At 64.9% G+C, this 20,038-nt stretch carries 12 protein-coding genes and 1 riboswitch; of the genes, 9 read left to right on the forward strand and 3 right to left on the reverse strand.

What is annotated here, in order from left to right; all coding sequences use genetic code 11:
• Window positions 1–57 precede the first annotated feature (57 nt).
• Complete coding sequence (locus M2375_RS11905) at window positions 58–5,562, forward strand: DNA repair ATPase (protein WP_259166931.1); 5,505 nt, start codon at window positions 58–60, stop codon at window positions 5,560–5,562.
• 120 nt (window positions 5,563–5,682) lie between these two features.
• Complete coding sequence (locus tag M2375_RS11910) at window positions 5,683–9,066, forward strand: mechanosensitive ion channel domain-containing protein (protein WP_259166933.1); 3,384 nt, start codon at window positions 5,683–5,685, stop codon at window positions 9,064–9,066.
• Here the strand turns inward: M2375_RS11910 and M2375_RS11915 are convergent.
• A complete protein-coding gene (locus tag M2375_RS11915; RefSeq protein WP_259166934.1) occupies window positions 9,063–10,019 on the reverse strand; it encodes a LysR family transcriptional regulator in 957 nt (318 codons plus the stop codon). The genes M2375_RS11910 and M2375_RS11915 overlap by 4 nt on opposite strands.
• 69 nt (window positions 10,020–10,088) lie before the next feature.
• Here M2375_RS11915 and M2375_RS11920 point away from each other — a divergent pair, with 69 nt between their 5' ends.
• Window positions 10,089–10,544: a PACE efflux transporter gene (locus tag M2375_RS11920; RefSeq protein ID WP_259166936.1), complete on the forward strand. Its 456-nt coding sequence runs from the start codon at window positions 10,089–10,091 to the stop codon at window positions 10,542–10,544.
• 65 nt (window positions 10,545–10,609) lie between these two features.
• On the opposite strand, the gene gltS is transcribed toward M2375_RS11920, so the two are convergent.
• A complete protein-coding gene (gene gltS, locus M2375_RS11925; protein ID WP_259166940.1) occupies window positions 10,610–11,848 on the reverse strand; it encodes a sodium/glutamate symporter in 1,239 nt (412 codons plus the stop codon).
• A gap of 225 nt (window positions 11,849–12,073) precedes the next feature.
• Window positions 12,074–12,186, forward strand: a riboswitch (S-adenosyl-L-homocysteine riboswitch).
• A 35-nt stretch (window positions 12,187–12,221) separates the two neighbouring features.
• On the opposite strand from gltS, the gene metH reads away from it, so the two are divergent.
• From metH to M2375_RS11940, 3 genes are all read left to right on the forward strand, one after another.
• Window positions 12,222–14,975: a methionine synthase gene (gene metH, locus M2375_RS11930; protein WP_259166951.1), complete on the forward strand. Its 2,754-nt coding sequence runs from the start codon at window positions 12,222–12,224 to the stop codon at window positions 14,973–14,975.
• A 127-nt stretch (window positions 14,976–15,102) separates the two neighbouring features.
• The gene (locus M2375_RS11935; protein ID WP_259166953.1) at window positions 15,103–15,372 is read left to right on the forward strand and encodes a helix-turn-helix domain-containing protein; all 270 of its coding nucleotides are present in this window, start codon (window positions 15,103–15,105) and stop codon (window positions 15,370–15,372) included.
• A 3-nt stretch (window positions 15,373–15,375) separates the two neighbouring features.
• Window positions 15,376–16,725 carry a type II toxin-antitoxin system HipA family toxin gene (locus tag M2375_RS11940; protein ID WP_259166955.1) on the forward strand — a complete coding sequence of 450 codons (1,350 nt, stop codon included), beginning with the start codon at window positions 15,376–15,378 and terminating at the stop codon, window positions 16,723–16,725.
• Window positions 16,726–16,771: 46 nt separating this feature from the next.
• Here the strand turns inward: M2375_RS11940 and M2375_RS11945 are convergent, their stop codons facing one another.
• Window positions 16,772–17,377: a DUF4304 domain-containing protein gene (locus tag M2375_RS11945; protein WP_259166957.1), complete on the reverse strand. Its 606-nt coding sequence runs from the start codon at window positions 17,375–17,377 to the stop codon at window positions 16,772–16,774.
• 258 nt (window positions 17,378–17,635) lie between these two features.
• On the opposite strand from M2375_RS11945, the gene M2375_RS11950 reads away from it, so the two are divergent.
• From M2375_RS11950 to M2375_RS11960, 3 genes are all read left to right on the forward strand, one after another.
• Window positions 17,636–18,460, forward strand: a complete 825-nt coding sequence (locus tag M2375_RS11950; RefSeq protein WP_404979317.1) for an ABC transporter substrate-binding protein — start codon at window positions 17,636–17,638, stop codon at window positions 18,458–18,460.
• Window positions 18,461–18,527: 67 nt separating this feature from the next.
• Complete coding sequence (locus M2375_RS11955; RefSeq protein ID WP_259166959.1) at window positions 18,528–19,295, forward strand: amino acid ABC transporter permease; 768 nt, start codon at window positions 18,528–18,530, stop codon at window positions 19,293–19,295.
• A complete protein-coding gene (locus tag M2375_RS11960; RefSeq protein WP_259166961.1) occupies window positions 19,292–19,981 on the forward strand; it encodes an amino acid ABC transporter permease in 690 nt (229 codons plus the stop codon). Before M2375_RS11955 ends, M2375_RS11960 begins: the two co-directional genes overlap by 4 nt.
• Window positions 19,982–20,038: the final 57 nt, after the last annotated feature.

The following is a 20,038-nucleotide window of genomic DNA, read 5'->3' on the forward strand; positions in this document are numbered from 1 at the left end:
GGCCGCAGCCCCTGTGCTGGCCTGCCATGCCCCACCGCATTCACTGCCGCTCTAGCCATGTCCACTACCTCATCCAACGACCAACCGGACCGCTCTGCCGTTGACGACGCCGTCGCCAGCGGCGGCTCCTATGAAGTGCTGGCCAAGCGGCTCGATGCCCAGGGCCAGGCGCTGGAGACCTTGGCGCGCGCGCTGAACGAAGCGCGGCTGGAAGAGTTTGGCCGCAGCCAGATGGAGGTCATCGCCCGCATGCGGGTGCGCACCGAAAACAACTGCCTGGGCCGCGATATCGCCCAGGTCGGCGGCTTTTTGCTGTTTGGCTACAACGTGTTCATGGGCCTCAAGCAAGAGACGCGCATCGACGATGTGTTCGCGCTCTACCGCCTGCACGAGGGCGAGCAGGGCTATGAGGTCATGCCGGTGGAGCTCAAGGACAGCTTCTTGGGCATCCAGAGCTTTGTGCAGGATTTCCACGAGCTGTACGCCTACTACAAGCACACCAAGCTGATGCAGCTGGCGGTGCGCGATGGCAAGCTGCTGGCCAGTTTCCAGATCGGCGAGCGCCTGGGCGATGTGCGGGTGTTCCGCTGGTCGGTCTCGCCCGACGGCCAGCAGATCCGCTACATCGACAACCGGGGCGAGCGCGACATCGAGCTGCCTGCGCCCCATGATTTTGAATGGCAGCGCGCCGGCCGAGAGCAGCTGGTGCAAGGCCGCCATCCGCACCTCAATATCCTCGACAAGGTGTTTGTCGAGACGCTCGATGGTGACCTGACCATCAAGGTCGAGAACAACACCAACGACGGCCTGGGCATCTACCGCGAGCCGGTGCAGGAGAAGAACCAGTCGCTCGACGATGCGGTGTTCGAGTACGCGGCCGTGGGCAGCCTGATCCTGCTCAAGATCCTGCCCTACCGCGAGGACCAGTGGCGCTACCTGGTCTACAACACCTTGTCGCGCCAGGTGCTGCGCATGGATGCGATTGGCGCGGCCTGCATCCAGCTGCCGCAGGACCACGGCATTATCTTCCCCGGCGGCTACTACCTGCAAAACGGCGAGCACCGCGCGTTTGAGCAGAACATGCAGGGCATGCGCTACCGCCGCAGCATCCGCTCGCCCAATGGCGAGGATGTGCTCTATGTGTTCTATGAGCCCGAGAGCGGGCGCATGGCGCTGTTCAAGTACAACCTGATCGAGCGGGCGCTGCAGCCGCCCCTCATCGGCCACGGCTATGCGCGCATGGACGATGGCCGCATCGTCATCTTTGCCGCCGAGAGCAACGAGGCCGCGCGCGTACACCCGATGCAGCTGTGGCGCACGCCGTTCGCATCAGACGACTATGCCGCGCGCCAGCCGCAAAAGGACAGCGCGCTGGGCCGCATCGGCAATGCCGAGCTGGTCAGCGGCATCTCCGACCTGTACAGCGTGCGCAAGGAGATTGCCGCGCCCGAGGTATCTTTGCCGCGCTATGAGCGGCTGATCGACACCGCGCGGCGCCTGTTTGAGCGCTACCACTGGCTCAGCAGCCCGGCCATGCAGGCCCTGCACGAGAACCTGCTGGGCATCGTCGCCACCGGCGACGCGGTGCTCGATGAATACGAAAAAGTCGAGAGCATCCGCCAGGCCTCGGCCAAGGCCATGGGCGAGGTCAGCAGCCGCCATGCGCAGCTGCTCAAGCAAATACGCCTGTCCGATGGCGACAGCATCGATGACTATGTAGGCGCGCTGACCGAGCTGGCCGCACTGCGCGGCCAGCTGATGGCCACGCGCGAGCTGCGCTATGTCGATGCCACTGCGATCGAGGCCATGGTGCAGACGGCCGAGCAGGCCCAGGCCGAGGTATCGCAGCGCACGGCCAGTTTTATTGCCACCGACGCCGCCATGCAGCCCTATGTGGAGCAGTTGCAGGCGCTGGACCAGCAGGCCCAGGCCGCTACCACGGTGGTGCAGCTGGCCGAGCCGCTGGCGCAGATGGCCCAGATGTCGGCGGCGCTAGACCTGCTGTCCGAGCTGATGGGCAGCCTCAAGATCGACGATGCCACGCAGCGCACCGCCGTGGTGGACCGCATCTCGGCCATTTATGCCCGCCTCAACCAGGTGCGGGCCCGGGCCGAGCAGCGCAAATCGGGCTTAGGCAGCGCCGAGAACCTGGCCCAGTTTGCCGCGCAGCTGGCGCTGTTCTCGCAAAGCATCGTGAGCGGGCTGAATCTGGCCCAGACGCCGGAGAAATGCGATGAGCAGCTGTCGCGTTTGCTGGTGCAGCTCGAAGACATCGAGGGCCAGTTTGGCGAGCATGCGCAGTTTCTCTCCGACATCATCGCCAAGCGCGAAGAGGTGCTGGAGACCTTTGAGGCGCGCAAGCAGTCCTTGCAGGACGAGCGCCAGCGCCGGGCCCAGGGCGTGTTGGATGCTGCGCTGCGCATTGTGCAAGGCCTGCCCAAACGCGCCGAGAAAATCGCCAGCGCCGAGGCGCTGCACGCGTTCTTTGCCGGCGACCCGCTCATTGCCAAGCTCAAGGAGCTGGCCGGGCGCCTGCGTGGTGAGCTGCAAGACCCCGTCAAGGCCGACGACATCGATGGCCGCATCAAGTCGCTGCGCGACCAGGCCTTCCGCGCGCTGCAGGACCGCACTGATCTGTACGAGGGCGATGGCAAGCTGATCCGCCTGGGCCGCCACCGCTTCTCGGTGGGCAACCAGGACCTGGATATGACCTTGCTGCCCCGCGATGGCCAGCTCTACCTGCACCTGGTGGGCACCGAGTACTTCGAGGCGGTGGACAACGCCGAGCTGGCCGGCCTGCAGGCCTACTGGGATGCCTCGTCGCCCGCCGAATCGGCCGAAATGTACCGGGGCGAGTACCTGGCGCTGGAGGTGGTGCAAGCGGTGCGTTCCGGCCGCGAGGGCTGGAGCCAGGACCGCCTGCGCCAGCTGCTGCCCGATACCGAGGCGCTGACCCAGGCGATCCGCACGTTCTCCGCACCGCGCTACCGCGATGGCTATGAGCGCGGCATCCACGACCATGACGCCGCCGTGATCCTGCAGGCCTTGGTGCCGCTGGCCGATGGTGCCGGCGTGCTGCGCCATGCGCCGCAGGCGCGCAGCCTGGCGCTGTTGTTTTGGAGCCAGCAGGCCCATATCCAGCAGCCACAGCTGGCCAGCAGCATTGCGCGCTGGCCCGAGCGCGCGCAGCAGGCCCAGGCCATGCAGCAGCTGCTGGGCAGCGAGGCCGAGCGCCTGGCGCTGCAGACCGACATCATGGCGCAGCTGCGCAGCTTTGCGCAGGAGCAGGGCCTGCTCGATGCGCTGCTGCGTGCCGACCCGGCCAGCCCCTTGCTGGCCGCCGCCGCGCCCGATGCGGGCGAATGGGACAGCGAGGCCGACAACCTGCTGCGCGCCGCTGCCGACTACCTGCAGGCCGAGCTGGCGCACAAGGCGCTGCGCTTCCATTTCTCGGGCGCCAGCCAGGCGGTGGTGGCGGCGCTGCAGCAGGCGCTCAAGGCCGGTCCCAAGGAAGGCCTGCACTGGGCTGATCTGCAACGCTACTGGGCCGGGGGCGAGGCTGGCCAGGCCAGCCGCGAGCGCAGCGCCGCCCCGCTGGCCCAGCGCTGGCGCAGTGCGCTGCACTGGCTGCAGACGGTGGCGCAAGCCGCGCCGGAGGCCGAGCGCGCCGCTTGGTTGCCTTACTGCAGCGAAGCCGCGGCCTGGCTGGTCTGCCAAGCGGAGTTGACCCACCAGCTGAGCAATGTCGACCTGCGCTGCGATGTGGTGGGCCTGCTGGGCCAGCATGGCCGGGTGCAGGGCGGGCGCATGCACATCCAGCTCGACGAGCTGACCACGCGCGCTGCGCGCCACTACCGCCGCTACCTGCCGCAGTGGGAGCGCTACCAGGCGCTGCGCCAGCAGCTGCTGGCCGATTACCGTGCGCGCTTCAGGCTTGAAGAGTTCAAGGCCCGGCCGCTGTCGTCCTTTGTGCGCAACCGGCTGATCAACGAGATCTACCTGCCGGTGATTGGCGACAACCTGGCCAAGCAGATTGGCGCGGTGGGCGAGAACAAGCGCACGGACCAGATGGGCCTGCTGATGATGATCTCGCCGCCCGGCTACGGCAAGACCACCTTGATGGAGTACGTGGCCAACCGCTTAGGGCTGATCTTCATGAAGATCAACGGCCCGGCGCTGGGCCATTCGGTGCGCTCGCTCGATCCGGCCCAGGCGCCCGATGCGACGGCGGCCAAGGAGCTGGAAAAGCTCAACCTGGCGCTGGAGATGGCCAACAACGTGATGCTGTACATCGACGATATCCAGCACACGCACCCCGAGTTTCTGCAGAAGTTCATCTCGCTGTCCGATGGCACGCGCCGCATCGAAGGCGTATGGCGCGGCCAGACCAAGACGCATGACATGCGCGGCAAGCGCTTTTGCGTGGTCATGTCCGGCAACCCGTATACCGAGTCGGGCGAGGTGTTCAAGATTCCGGACATGCTGGCCAACCGCGCCGATATCTACAACCTGGGCGATGTGCTGGGCGGCATGGACGAGGTCTTCAAGCTCAGCTATATCGAAAACAGCATGACCTCCAACGCCGTGCTCGCGCCCATGGCCACGCGCAGCCTGCAGGACCTGTACCTGCTGCTCGACCGGGTGCAGGGCAAGGAGGTGTCGGCCAATGCGCTGTCGCACGACTACGCCGCCGCCGAGCTGCGCGAGATGGAGGCCGTGCTCCAGCGCATGCTGCAGGTGCGCGAGCTGGTGTTCAAGGTGAACCAGCAGTACATCCACAGCGCCGCGCAGGACGACAGCTACCGCAGCGAGCCGCCGTTCAAGCTGCAGGGCAGCTACCGCAACATGAACAAGCTCGCCGAGAAGATCACCCCGGTGATGAACGATGCCGAGATGGCGCAGATGCTGAGCGACCATTACCAGGGCGAGGCGCAGATGCTGACCGGCGGGGCCGAGGAAAACCTGCTCAAGCTCGCCGAGCTGCGCGGCAACGCCGATGCACAGGCGCAGGCGCGCTGGGCAGAGATCAAGGCCCAGTTCCAGCGCCAGCAGGCCGCCGGGGGCGCAAATGCCGATGCCGCCACGCGGGTGACCACGCAGCTGGTCGACCTGGTGGCCGCCACCCGCGCCATGGCCCAGGCCCAGCAGGCAAAGCACCTGGGCGATGCGGCCGCGCAAGAGGGCTGGCAGCGCATGCTGGCGCAGTGGGGCCGGGCGCAAACGGCGGTGGGGCAGTCGCTGGACGGCATCCGCCAGGCGGTGCTGGACAGCGCGCCTGCGGAGCAGCCGCCCGCCCGCCACGCGGAGGCACAGCCGCTGGACCTGGCCGTGCAGCAGCTCGGCCAGCTGGTGCTGCAGTCCTTGCACCCCGTTGTCGAGCACCTGGACCAGAGCCGGCGCCAGCAGCTGGGCCTGCACCGCGTGCTGATGCAGGTTGCCACCCGCATGCAAGAGCAGATCGACCAGCAGCGCGCGGGCCGCCAGCCGACCCAGGCTACGTTGCAGGCAGAGGATATCGACAAGGCTTTTGACCGCATGCAGGACGGCCGCCCGCCACGTTAAACGCCCGTTCCCTGGTTGCTGGCTTGCTGGCAGCCAGGGCGACTGAAAGCATTGTTATCAGGTGCAAGCAGCGCCCTTGTCCTAGCCATGGGGCATGGCGCATACCGATACACTGTGCCGATGCGAGCCTTCCCCCTCTCTTTTTCTGCCCGCCAGGGCCTGCCACGCTGGTGGCTGCCGGCCCTGTGGCTGCTGCTGTGCACCTGCCTGCTGTCCCTGGCATCGGGGGCGGCCGCACAGTCACTGACGTCGCTGGCGGGCTTGGGCGGCAGCACGTCCAGCAGCAGTGGCACCGATGAGGAGCGCGCCATCCAGGCGCAGCGCGAGGCGGCCAGCACGGCCGAGCAAGAGGCCGATGCGCTGGCGCAGTCGCTCGAACGCCTGCGCAGCCGCGTGCAGGCGCCGGCGGTGGCGCCGCCCGCGCCGCTGAGCGACAGGGAGCTGGGCCAGATCCAGGCGCGCTGGGAAGAGCGGGTGCCCGCCAATGCCAGCCAGGAAGTGCTGGAGCGCCTGCTGAGCGATGAGCGTGAGGCGATTGCCGCGCTCAAGTCCGGTATCGAGAAATCCGCAGCCGAACAGGCCAACCTGGTGGCCCAACCGGGCGGCGGGCGCAGCGATCTGGCCACCTTGCAGCAGCGGGTGCAGGACAGCGCCCTGCCGGTGACGGCAGAGCCCGGTGAATCAGCGGCGCTGACCCAGGCCCGCCAGCTGCGGCGCAACGCCGAAAACCGCCGTGCCAGGCAAGAGCTGGCCCTGCGCCAGGAAGAGCAATCCACCATCGAAACCCGCCAGCGCCTGTTGGATGTGCAGCTGCAAACCCAGCGCCGCGAGCTGCTGGAACGCACGCCACGGGTGGCTTGGCTGAACCAGCGCATTGCCGACCGCGCGCGCCAGCAGCTGGAGCAGCAGGTGCAGCAGACCCAGGCGGCCGAAAGCGAGGTGGCCGAAGCGGCACCGGCCCTGCGCGAGCTGGCGCAGCAAAACACCAGCCTGGCGGACCAGATCCTGATGCACAACAACCGCCTGGTGCAAGAGCGCCAGGCACTGGCGAGCGACGAGTACCGCCAAAGCCAGCTGTCTGCCGCACTGCGCGACACGCAGGCGCGCCTGCGCCTGGGCGGTAGCGCATCGGTGGGCCAGTGGCTGTGGAAGCAGCGGGTGGCCCTGCCGACGGCCAACACCATCCAGGCGCGGCGCAAGGCGACCTTGCGACAGCTGGCCGAGCTGCGCTTGGCGCTGTTCAATGCCAGTGAGCGGCGCTTTGACCTCAATGGCTCGGCAGCCGTTGTCAGTGGGCGCGACGGGGCGGGTATGACCACGCGTGGCAGCGCCCAAAGCACGGCCTTGTGGACCAAGCAGGCCGCGCTGATCGACCAGCTGCAGCCCTTGCTGCTGCGGCGCATTGCTGTGCTGGAGCAGACCGATGCCGCGCTGCAGTCCACCTTGAAGAATGGCAGTGCTTTGCGCCAGGTGATGGACAAGGAACTGCTGTGGTTCCCCAGCCACCTGGCCATGGGCGGTGCCTGGCTGGACGAATGGCGCACGGTGCTGCGCAGCTCGGACGGCCTGGAGCAGGGCGCCAGCGCCTCGCCCTGGAACACCGCGCGCGTGCTGGGCGCCAGCGTGCTGCGCAACCTCTGGATCTATGCCGGCATCTTTGCCGGTGTTTTGCTGCTGCTGGGCCTGCGCCGCTATGCCTTGCAAAAGCTGCAGGCCATTGCCGAGCAGGTGGACAATTTCTCGCGCGACCACTTTGGCCTGACCTTGATGGCGCTGGGCTGGAGCCTGCTGTATGCGCTGCCCTGGAGTTTTGCCACCGCAGCGCTGGGGGTGCTGCTGCAGTCGACGGCAGCGCCCGTGGCGCTGGAGCCGCTGGGCCAGGCGCTGGAGCAGCTGAGCGCCTTTGTGTTTGTGGTGACCTTGCTCAATGTGCTGTTCCGCCCCTGCGGGCTGGCGGTGGCGCACTTTGGCTGGCCGCGCGAGCGGGTGCAGGTGCTGCGCCAGATGGTGCTGCGCGCGACCTGGCTGATCGTGCCCATCGATCTGCTGGGCGGGCTGGCGTTTTTCAGCCACGATGACTCGGCCATCAGCACCTGGGGCCGCATGTGCCTGCTGGTGCTGACCTTGGGCCTGGCCTGGATGGCTTTCCGCTACCTGCGGCAAAGCATCCTCAAGCAGCGCCCGGGTCTGCGCTGGAGCCAGGTGGTGAGCGTGGCGGCGCTGCTGGTGCTGGCCGTCACCTTGGTGGGCATTGCGCTGGGCTATGTCTACACCGCTACCGAGGTGATCCAGGCGCTGCTCAGCAGCTTTGTGTTCCTGGCGGCGGCGGAGGTGCTGGTCAGTCTGCTGCGGCGCTGGCTGCTGCTGGGCGAGCGCCGGCTGGCGCTCAACCGGCTGCGCGCAGCGGCGCTGCAGCGCCAGGCGGCCAATGCAGCGGCCGCCACCGATGCCGGCACGGGCACGGCGCCCTTGGCCAACAGCAATACGAACGACGAGCAAAGCCAGATGGCCTTGGTGACGGTGAGCACGCAGGCGCACCGCCTGCTGGGCCTGCTGCAGCGCGTGCTGGTGGCCCTGAGCCTGGTCTACGCCTGGTCGCCGGTGCTGCCGGCGCTGCTGCGTTTTGAAGGCGTGGTGCTCTGGTACACCACCAATACGGAGGCCGGCGGCATTGCCCGCCCCGCGCCGGTGAGCCTGATGGACCTGCTGATCAGCGCGCTGATCTTGCTGATGACCTTCAGCCTGACGCGCAACCTGCCGGGCCTGGTCGAGGTGGTGTTCTCGGGCACGCGGCGCATCAGCAGCTCGGACCGCTACACCATGGCCACCTTGGCGCGCTACACCATCACCATCGCCGGCACGGTGAGCGCGCTGTCCCTGCTGGGCCTGCGCTGGAGCCAGCTGCAGTGGATGGCCGCCGCGCTGACCGTGGGTCTGGGTTTTGGTCTGCAGGAGATTTTTGCGAACTTTGTCTCAGGACTGATTCTGTTGGTGGAGCGGCCTTTCCGGGTCGGCGATGTGATCACCATCAACCAGCACACGGGCACCGTCACCCGCATCCGCACCCGCGCCACCACGGTGCTGGATTTCGACAACCAGGAAATCGTCATCCCGAACAAGACCTTCATCACCGGCCAGGTGACGAACTGGACCTTGAGCGACGATGTGACGCGCCTGGTCATCGATGTATCGGTGGCCCACGGCAGCGACCCGGCCGAAGTGCAGCGCATGCTGCTGGCCATTGCGGCCGAGCACCCCAAGGTGCTGCGCGAGCCCGAGGCAAACTGCTGGTTCATGGCGCTCGAAGGCCAGGGGCAGAAGTTTGAGCTGCGCGTTTATGTGGGCGCGGTGGACGACCGCCTGCCGGTGCGCAACGACCTGAACCGCAGCATCAATGCGCGCCTGAAGGCGGCCGGCATTGCGGTGGCCTTCCCGCAGATGGACATCCATGTGCGCGATCTGCCGCCCGCCCCCGCCGCGCCGCAGCAGGCGCAGGGCGCTTAAGCGCTCGCTGGCAACGGTGGCGTCTGAGACGCCGCCTGCACCAGCGCCACAAAGCGCTTGGCGGCCAGGCCCATCGGGTGCTCTTTGGACCAGACCACATCCACATACAGCTGGGCGCCGTTGCTGAGGTTGGCAAACTCCATCGCCACCAGCGCACCCGATTGCAGCAGCGGCGCCACCAGCGGCTGGGGCAGCCAGCCCCAGCCAATGCCGGCGCTGACCATCTGCAAGGCGGCCAGGTGGTTGTCGGTGCGCCAGACATCGCGGGCATACACCAGGCGTTCGTGGCGCAGCGACCAGTCGCGGCTGGCGACGATGATCTGCCGGGTGTTGGTCAGGTGGTGCTCGCGCAGCTGGGGCCGGGCCGGGTCGCCCGGCTGGGGTGCATGGCCCAGCGTCTGCATCAGCGGGTGGCTGGGGGCGATGACGGCCAGCAAGGTCTCGGTCGCCACCTCCTGAAAACCTTCGCGCCCGTCGAGGCTGGGCCGCTCAAACACCAGCGCCAGTTGGGCGCGGCCGCTGTGCAGCATGGTCAAGGCATCGGCCTGGGGGGCGGTCAGCACCTCGACGGCTAACTGCGGGTACTCCTGCGCCAAGGCCGCCAACGGCGCCGCCCAGGGCGCAGAGACCAGCTCGGGCGCAATGGCCACCGTCAGCCGCGATTCCAGCCCTTGCTCCAAGGCCAGCGCATGGGCATTGAGCTGCTGCAGCTGCGCGGCCAACAGGCGTGCCTGCGGCTCCAGCGCCAATGCGGCAGGCAGCGGCTTGGGCTCCCGGCCCTCGCGCGCGAACAGCGGCATCTGCAGTTCTGCTTCGAGCTGGGCGATCTGCATGCTGACGGCCGAGGGCACCTTGCCCAGCGCCCTTGCAGCGGCAGAGAAGCTGCCATGGTCGAGCACCGCCAGCAAGGTCTGGATGGTGTCGGAGTCGAAGGGGGCAAAGGCGCTGCGCATTGATGTATCAATTTTTCTGAAAGATTCTGACTTATGTTATCAGTTGATGACACATAAGATAGCGCCCCTATGTCCGTTCAAAAAATTCAAAACAGCCCCTTGTCTCTGCAAGGGCCCATGCGCCGGGTCGTCTATGTCGCCTTGTACGAGGCCATTGCCATCATCGCGGCCACCGCTGGCCTGTCGGCCTTGTCAGGCCAGGGCGCGGCGCATTCAGGCGTGGTGGCTGCCGTCTCTTCCGTGATCGCCATTGTGTGGAATGTGGTCTGGAACCATTTGTTTGAGCGCTGGGAAGCGCGCCAGCCCACCCGCGGGCGCAGCGTGGGCCGCCGCATTGCGCATGCGCTGGGCATGGAAGGTGGCCTCGTCTTTATGCTCGTCCCCCTGTTTGCCTGGTGGTTCAAGGTCAGCCTCTGGGAGGCGCTGGTGATGGACATCGGCCTGCTGCTGTTCTTCCTGGTCTACACCTTTGTCTTCAACTGGTCGTTTGACCGCCTCTTTGGCCTGCCGCAATCGGCGCAGTAATCCGGGCCTGAAACGCAACGGGGCGTCGTGTTAGCACGACGCCCCGTTTCTACATGGCCACTGCCTTAGCGCAGCCAGGCAATCATCAGCTGCAGCACAAAGGCATTGATGATGTCGATAAAGAAGGCGCCCACCAGCGGCACGATCAAAAAGGCCTTGTGCGAGGGCCCGTATTGGCTGGTGATGGCCTGCATATTGGCGACAGCCGTGGGGGTGGCACCCATGCCAAAGCCGCAGTGGCCGGCGGCCAGCACGGCTGCATCGTAGTTGCGGCCCATGATGCGGAAGGTCACAAAGGCGGCGAACAAGGCCAAGGTCAAGGTCTGGACCGCCAGGATGATCATCAGGGGACCGGCCAGGTCAGCCAGCTCCCAGAGCTTGAGCGACAGCAGCGCAATGGCCAGGTAGATGGACAGGCCGGCATTGCCAAACACGTCGATGGCGCGGTCAAACACCTTAAAGCCAAAGCCGTAATCGAGCACATTGCGGATCACCACACCGCCGCCCAGTGCCCAGACAAAGGTGGGCAGCTGCAGCTTGGTGCCTTGGGTGGCGCTGGTCATGAACTCGGCAAAGGCCAGGCAGCCGGCAAACAGCGCCAGGGTTTCGATGGCGGCCTCGGCGGTGATCAGGCGGGGGGCCGTGTTGGGCGTTTCAAAGTTGGCCGGTTCCTGGCCGTCGCTGGCGGCGCCAGCGTTGCTCGCTGGTGCATTGGCCAGGCTGCGCGGCTGGGCCAGCTGGTGGCGGGTAATCAGGCGCTTGGCCAGCGGGCCGCCCAAGAGGCCGCCAATCACCAAACCAAAGGTGGCGCAGGCAATACCCAGCGCTGTGGCGCCGCTCAGCCCGTATTGGTTCTCCAGCACCGAGCCCCAGGCGCCAGCGGTACCGTGGCCGCCCAGCAAGGTGATGGAGCCTGCGACCAGGCCAATCAGCGGATCCAACCCCAGCAAGGTCGCCAGGCCCACGCCCACACCGTTTTGCACAAAGATAAAGGCGGCGATCACACCCAGGAACAGCACCAGGCCCATGCCGCCTTCGCGCAGCTTGGCAAAGTTGGCGCTCAAGCCGATCGATGAAAAGAACACCAGCATGAAGCTGGTCTGCATCGCGGTGGCAAAGGCCAGGGTCAGGCCCGTGAGCTGGTGCAGTGCAAAGATGGCGGCGGCCACGACCAAGCCGCCCGATACCGGTTCGGGGATGTTGAAATCGCGCAGAAAGCGGATGTGCCGGGTCAGTAGCTTGCCGAGCAAGAGCACGAGAACGGCAAAGATCAGGGTGTAGTAAGCACTGAAACTCAGATGCAAGGGAATTCTCCTCAAATAGCAGGCCTTGACCTGGTTGAATACAGAAGGCTGGTGTTACCTATAGATTGGTGGTTTTTGCCAGCAAAGTGCTGCAATATGGATGAAAGTCAAATCATCCTAAAATTGAATAAGGCTATAACCAACGAAAGAACTTGGTGTTTATGGCTATCGATAAGTTCCCCCTCCCGTGCTATAGCACCTGGCCTGGCTTAAAATGCGGGGCCTTGTCCCAAGGAGCGCTGCAGCAGGCCGGTGGTACCCCCATCGCAGGCCTGTCAGGCTTGGGGCAGGCCGACGGGCATGCCGCGCATGGCCCGCATCAACGGCGCTCACCTGTTCTGTCTCTGTTTTCTGGTTTTCACAGGTGAGCCCCATGTCCGCGTCTGCTGCCCCCGTTTCCGTCCCCCCCATGCGCCTGTCGGGCCTGGAGCCCGTGTTCATCGGTGAGGACAGCCTGTTTGTCAACGTTGGTGAACGCACCAACGTCACCGGCTCCAAGGCCTTTGCGCGCCTGATCCTGAACGAGCAGTACGAAGAGGCACTGGCCGTTGCGCGCCAGCAGGTGGAAAACGGCGCCCAGGTGATTGATGTGAACATGGATGAAGCCATGCTCGACAGCAAGGCCGCCATGGTGCGTTTTCTGAACCTCATCGCGTCCGAGCCGGATATCGCCCGTGTGCCCATCATGGTCGACAGCTCCAAATGGGAGGTGATCGAGGCCGGTCTGCGCTGCATCCAGGGCAAGGGCATCGTCAACTCCATCTCGATGAAAGAGGGCGTGGACGAGTTCAAGAAGCATGCGCGCCTGGTTAAGCGCTATGGCGCGGCTGCCGTGGTGATGGCTTTCGATGAAAAAGGCCAGGCCGATACCTACGAGCGCAAGATCGAGATCTGCGAGCGCGCCTACCGCATCCTGGTCGACGAGGTGGGTTTTGCGCCCGAGGACATCATCTTTGACCCCAACATCTTTGCCGTGGCCACCGGTATCGAAGAGCACAACAACTACGGCGTGGACTTTATCGAAGCCACGCGCTGGATCAAGCAAAATCTGCCTGGCGCCAAGGTGAGCGGCGGCGTGTCCAACGTGTCGTTCTCCTTCCGGGGCAACGACCCGGTGCGCGAGGCGATCCACACCGTGTTCCTGTACCACGCGATCCAGGCGGGCATGGACATGGGCATTGTCAACGCCGGCATGGTGGGCGTGTATGACGACCTGGAGCCGGTGCTGCGCGAGCGCGTGGAAGACGTGGTGCTCAACCGCCGCCCTGACGCCGGCGAGCGCCTGGTCGAAGTGGCCGACAGCGCCAAGAGCGGTGCCAAGGACGACAGCAAGAAGCTGGAATGGCGTGGCACGCCGGACCACCCGCGCAGCGTGGGCGAGCGCCTGTCGCATGCGCTGGTACACGGCATCACCGATTTCATCACCGAAGACACCGAAGAGGCCTACCAGGCCATCGTGGTGCAAGGCGGCGGGCGCCCCTTGCATGTGATCGAGGGTCCGTTGATGGATGGCATGAACGTGGTCGGCGACCTGTTTGGTGCTGGCAAGATGTTTTTGCCCCAGGTGGTTAAATCGGCCCGCGTGATGAAGCAGGCCGTGGCCCATCTGGTGCCCTATATCGAAGAAGAAAAGCGCCAGCAAGAGGCGGCAGGTCTTGATGTGTCGAGCAAGGGCAAGATCGTCATCGCCACCGTCAAGGGCGATGTGCACGACATCGGCAAGAACATCGTCACCGTGGTCTTGCAGTGCAACAACTTCGAGGTCATCAACATGGGTGTGATGGTGCCCTGCCACGAGATCCTGGCCCGTGCCAAGGCCGAAGGCGCGGACATCATCGGCCTGTCGGGCCTGATCACCCCCAGCCTGGAAGAGATGCAGTATGTGGCCGGCGAGATGCACAAGGACGACTATTTCCGCATCAAGAAGATTCCGCTGCTGATTGGCGGCGCCACCTGCTCGCGCGTGCACACGGCCGTGAAGATCGCTCCCAAGTACGAAGGCCCCGTGCTTTACGTGCCCGATGCCTCGCGCAGCGTGAGCGTGGCCCAAAGTCTGCTGGGCGAGAACAAGGACCGCTACCTGCAGGAGGTGGAGGCCGACTACGACAAGGTGCGCACCCAGCACGCCAACAAGAAAAAGACGCCGCTGTGGACCCTGGCCCAGGCCCGCGCCAATGCCACCCCGGTGGATTTTGCTGCGCACCCGCCGGTGACGCCCCGCGTGCTGGGCCGCCGCGTGTTCAAGAACTTTGACCTGGCCGAGATCGCCCAGTACATCGACTGGGGCCCGTTCTTCCAGACCTGGGACCTGGCCGGCCCGTATCCGGCGATCCTCGACGACGAGGTGGTGGGTGTAGAGGCGCGCAAGGTGCTGGCCGATGCCCAGGCCATGCTCAAGAAGATCATCGAAGGCCGCTGGCTGCAGGCCAATGGTGTGATGGGCCTGTTCCCCGCCAACCGGGTGGGCGACGACATCGTTTTCTACACCGACGAGTCGCGCAGCACCGAGCTGCTGACCTGGTATGGCATGCGCCAGCAAACCGAGAAGCAGGCGGTGGACAACGTGATGCGCCCCAGCCGTTGCCTGTCCGATTTTGTCGCCAGCAAGGAATCGGGCATTGGCGACTACGCCGGCCTGTTTGCCGTGACCGCTGGCATCGGTGCCGAGAAGAAGGACAAGGAATTTGAAGCTGCGCTGGACGACTACAGCGGCATCATGTTCAAGGCCCTGGCCGACCGCCTGGCCGAAGCCTTTGCCGAATGCCTGCACCTGCGGGTGCGCCAAGACCTGTGGGGCTATGCCGCCGATGAGGCGCTGAGCAACGCAGAGCTGATCAAGGAAAAATACCAGGGCGTGCGCCCCGCCCCTGGCTACCCCGCCTGCCCCGACCACACCGCCAAGATCGACCTGTTCAAGGCACTGGACGCCGCCGACGTCGGCATGGTGCTGACCGAGAGCCTGGCCATGTTCCCGGCCTCCAGCGTCAGCGGCTTCTACCTGGGCTACCCGGAGGCCGTCTACTTCAACGTCGGCGAGATTGGTGAAGACCAGTTGGCGGATATGGCGGAACGCCGGGGCATGGACATCGAGGTGCTGCGCCGGGCGCTGGCGCCGAATTTGGCGTAAATACAGGGTATAGGCTGTAAATAAGAAATACAAACTAAGTCTTGTATTTGTGGAATACAGCCTATATTTTGTAAATCAAGAATACAGCGTATAGTGTGTTTTTCTGCTGTTTGCAGAGGAGCGCGCAATGGAAGAATTCACAGTCCGCACGACGGCGCAGCTGCCAACGTTGCTCAAGGCCTTTCGCAAGACCGCCAAGCTGACTCAGGCGGATGTGGCCATGCGTCTGGGGGTCACCCAGCAGACGGTCTCAGCCATGGAGCGCAATGCCGAATCGGTCAGTGCTGAACGCTTGATGAAGCTGATGAGCATTTTGGGCGTGGATCTGGTACTGCGCGCCCGCCCGGCCACGTCTATAGACGCAGGCCGTGAACTGCAGACGCTGGATAGCTGGTAAGCCATGCGCAGCGTTGCTCATAACAAAGCCCTGGGCCTGTGGATGAACGGCCACTGTGTCGGGACATGGCGTATAGAGGCGGGCAGCGATGTTCTGCAGTACGACGACGCCTGGGTTCGCAATGTGTCTCTGCGCCGGCCCCTGTCCTTGTCACTGCCCTTCACACCGGGAAATGGTCCGCACAAAGGCGAGGCCGTGCGCTTTTATTTCCAGAATCTGCTGCCAGACAACGAGCAGATTTTGGAGCGCATCGCGCGCCGCTACAAAGTAGGCGCTACAGACCCCAATGCGCTGTTACGGGAAATTGGCAGAGACTGCGTTGGCGCATTGCAGATCCTGCCCGCTGGTGAGGCGCCCCCCGAAGAACCAGATATGCAGTACGAGGTGCTGAGCGAGGCGGACGTTGCACGCCTTGTTCGCGCGGTCGTGAGCCCGACGCAGTCCGGGGATGGGGGTCTGGATGACGAAGATTTCCGGATCTCGATTGCCGGGGCGCAGGAGAAAACCGCGCTGCTTTACTGGGCTGGCCAATGGTGCAGGCCCCTGGGTGCAACACCGACTTCACACATCTTGAAATTGCCGCTAGGTCTGATTGGCAATATGCAGATCGACATGCGCCATTCGGTGGAGAACGAATGGCTGTGTTCGAAGCTGGTGGCCGGCTTTGGGATTCCGATTGCGCACTGCGACATGCTGCGCTTTGAAGACCAGAAGGTGTTGGCCGTTGAGCGCTTTGACCGGAGCGTTTGGAAGGAGAAAGTCCTAGTACGGATCCCGCAGGAGGATATGTGCCAGGCCAGCGGTGTCTCTCCCATTCTCAAATACGAGAGTGATGGCGGGCCCAGCATCGAAACCATCATGGACTTGCTAGCGAGCTCCAAGAAGGCAAGGACAGACCGATTCCAGTTCTTTATGGCACAGCTGTTGTTTTGGATGCTGTGCGCGACTGACGGCCATGCCAAGAACTTCAGCATCTTTTTGCGCCCCCAGGGAGTGTTCGAGATGACGCCGCTGTATGACGTGCTCTCGGCCTACCCCATTTTGGGAGCCGGCCCGGGCAAGTTGTCGCCCCACAAGGCACGCATGGCCATGGCCGTGCGCTCCAAAAATGCGCACTGGCACATGAACAAGATCCTGCGCCGCCACTGGGAGGCCGTGGGCGAGCGCCATGGCATCCGCTCGCCCCAAGGCTTGGATGTGCGAGCGCTCATCGACCAGGTGGTGGAGATGACGCCAGATGTGATTGCCCGCGTTAAAACCCAGCTGCCGCCGGACTTTCCAGAGGCGGTGTCAACGGCCATATTCCAAGGCATGCAAGACGCCGCGAACCGCCTGGGCAGGGTGCATGACTGAGGTGCGGTGTTGATCCACGACAGCGCTCGCCCCAACGCTTCACAGCTCAACCCGTCAAGATCCCCTCCAGATTCGCGCGCAGCGACGTAGCGCGCTCCGGCACCCGGGGCAGCGCGGCTTGCGCAATCGACTTTGCCAGCGGCGCCTCCTGCAACACAAGCGCCACCCGGGCCCAGTTGAGCAGGTGGGCAGGGTGCCGCTCAGCGTCCTGCGCCGCCAGCCGGGCGGCGGCCAGGAACGAGCCCGGATAGGCGCTGAACGGGGCAAAAAAGGCCTGGGATTGCCGCTCCCATTCCGCCACCAGAAAGGCCACCGATTCGGCCGCATCCTGTGCGCTGGTGCCGTAGGCAAACTCGGCGTCTGTGGCGTTGCGAAAGCCGGCGATGACCGAGCCGCGCCAGGCGCAGTCGTGGTCGCGCATGGCTTGTGGCGCGGGCATGGCGCCGCCGGCCACATCGCCCAAGGCCAACAGATGGGCACCCAAGTTGACCTGGAACACGGCACTGCGCGGGCGGTGCTGGACCTCGACGACATGCACCCCCCCGCCGTCCAGCACACGCCGGGCGATATCGCCTTGGCGGACAAAACCCGCGGCCACAAGCCGTGGGAAGAACTGCGCGCGCAGTTCGCTGGTGGTGGTTTTGCGCTCCATGGCGGGGGGCTCTTGGGGGATCGGACGGAAGTTGCAGACATCGGGTGTGCTGCGCTCCCCAGCTTATAAAGCCTTTTGGGCGTTTTGGGCGATCTGCTTTGTCGTTCGACCCAACATGCGAAATCTACATATCGATTGAACGAAAACGTCGTTGTCGAATGACGGTATGCGTTTCTACACTGGGCCCTCGGTCTTCGTTTTGCCTGCCGGCGCATGGTGCTCCGGCATGGCATGGGAGGGACCTCAGAAAGCATAGCTATGAAAAACAAAGTATGGGCCATGGTGGCGACCGCTGCTGCGGCAGCACTGGCATCGGGGGCCGTGTGGGCCGATCGCCTGCAGGACATCAAGCAGGCAGGGGTGCTGCGCGTGGCGGCCTTTGATGCCAATCCACCGTTTGGTTTTGTCGATCCCAAGACGCGCAAGATCGTGGGCCTGGATGTGGACTATGCGCAGGCCTTTGCGCAGCGCCTGGGCGTGAAGCTGCAGCTGGTGCCGACCAACCCGGCCAACCGGGTGCCGCTGCTGCTGGCAGGCAAGGTGGATCTGGTGCTGGCCAATTTCACCATCACCGACGAGCGCGCTAAGCAGGTGGGCTTTAGCACGCCCTACTTTGCCTCGGGCACGCAGTTCATCGCGGCCAAGGGCACGCTGACCTCGCCCCAGCAGCTCGACAAGCTGCGCATCGGTGTGGACAAGGGAACGACCAACGAGATCGTGCTGCGCGAGAAGCACCCGCAGGCCACCCTGGTGGCCTATGACGACACGCCTTTTGCGTTTACCGCCCTGCGCAATGGCAATGTGCAGGCCATCTCGCAAGACGGCCCCAAGCTGGTGGGGCTGCTGGCCACCATCAAGGACAAGAAAGAGCGCGACAGGTGGGAGGTGCCGGCCTTCACCATCTCCAGTGACTACATTGGCGTAGGCATTCCCCGGGGGGAGACCGCGTTGACCGATTTCGTCAACACCGCGCTGCGTGAGCTGGAGTCCACGGGCCAGGCCGGCAAGATCTACGACACCTGGTTCGGGCCGCAAAGCGCCACGCCGCTGGTGCGCAATTTCAAGATTGGCGACAAGCCATAAAGGGACTCGGCACTGCAGGGCCCCGCAGCTGTGAAGCTGCGGGTACAGGCATTGCTCTTTGGCGCTTATGCAACTCTTGATGTCGGGGCTGGAGCCCCTGTGGCCGCATCTGCTGGCGGGCAAGTACTGGCGTTGGCTGCTGGAAGGCTGGTGCACGACGGTGCTGGCCTCGCTGCTGGTCATTGTGGCGTCCACCGTGCTGGGCATTGGCTTTGCGGTGGCGCGCAGTGCCGCGCTCGCGCCGCTGCGCTGGCTGGCGCTGGGCTATCTATCGGTGTTTCGCAATACGCCGCTTTTGGTGCAGCTGTTCTTTTGGTACTTTGGCGTGCCCAGCCTGCTGCCGCCCGCGTGGATGGCCTGGCTCAACCAGGCGCACAGCCTGGCACTGGGCCCGTTCAGCCTGGGCTGGCCTTCGCTGGAGTTTGTCTCGGCCTGCATCGGCATGGTGTTCTATGCCACCGCTTATGTGGGCGAAGAGGTGCGCGCCGGCATCAATAGCGTGCCCGCCAGCCAGAGCCAGGCAGCACGGTCCTTGGGGATGACCGGCTGGCAGCTGCTGCGCCATATCGTGCTGCCCCAGGCGCTGGCGCGGGTCGTCTCGCCGCTGCTGGGCCAGTACATGAACATCGTCAAGAACACCTCGCTGGGCATGGCGATTGGCCTGGCCGAGCTGTCTTACCGGGCGCGCCAGGTGGAGGCCGAGACCTTCCAGTCCTTCCAGGTCTATGGCCTGACGACCCTGCTCTACATCGTGCTGATCATCGGGCTGGAGCTGCTCAGCCAGCACCTGGGCCAGCGCCGCCGTTGGGGCCAGACCGTGCTGAGGCGCGCATGAACTTTTCGGCGTTGAGCGATGACTGGCTCTACCTGCTGGTGGGCACTTTTCCCGAAGGGCCGCCGGGCGGTGCCTTGCTGAGCCTGATCCTGAGCGCTATCTCGGGCCTGCTATCTGCCGTGCTGGGGCTGGCGTTGGGCATTGCGTTGGTGATGGGCAGCGGCAGGGCCTTGCAGTGCCTGCGCGTGGTGCTGGGCTTTTTGCGCGCCATTCCGGTGCTGCTGCTGATTTTCTGGATCTACTTTCTGCTGCCGGTGCTGTTCAAGCTCGATGTGCCGGGTAGTTTTTCGGTGGTTTGCGCGCTGTCGCTGGTCAGTGGTGCCTACCTGGCCCATGGCGTGGCAGCGGGCCTGCAGGCCATTGCGCCCGGCCAGTGGGATGCGGGCGCAGCGCTGGGCCTGACGCGCTGGCAGGTGCTGCGCAGCCTCATCCTGCCCCAGGCGCTGGCGGTGATGCTGCCCTCGTTTGTGAACCAGTGGGTGACCCTGATCAAGGACAGCTCGCTGGCCTATATCGTCGGGGTGGGCGAGCTGTCGTTTCTGTCCACCCAGGTCAATGCACGGCTGATGGTGCACCCGGCCGAGGTGTTCTTGCTGGTGGGTGCCATCTACTGGCTGATGTGCTCGGCGCTCAACTTGCTGGCCTGGGCGCTGGCGCGGCGCAGCCAGCCGCGTTTTGCCCGATGACGCAGGCATGAAAAAAGGACGCCAGGCGTCCTTGGGGGTAGGTGCTGCTGCCCGTGC

Source organism: Comamonas sp. BIGb0152 (genome assembly GCF_024809975.1).
In the GTDB taxonomy this organism is placed as follows: domain Bacteria; phylum Pseudomonadota; class Gammaproteobacteria; order Burkholderiales; family Burkholderiaceae_C; genus Comamonas.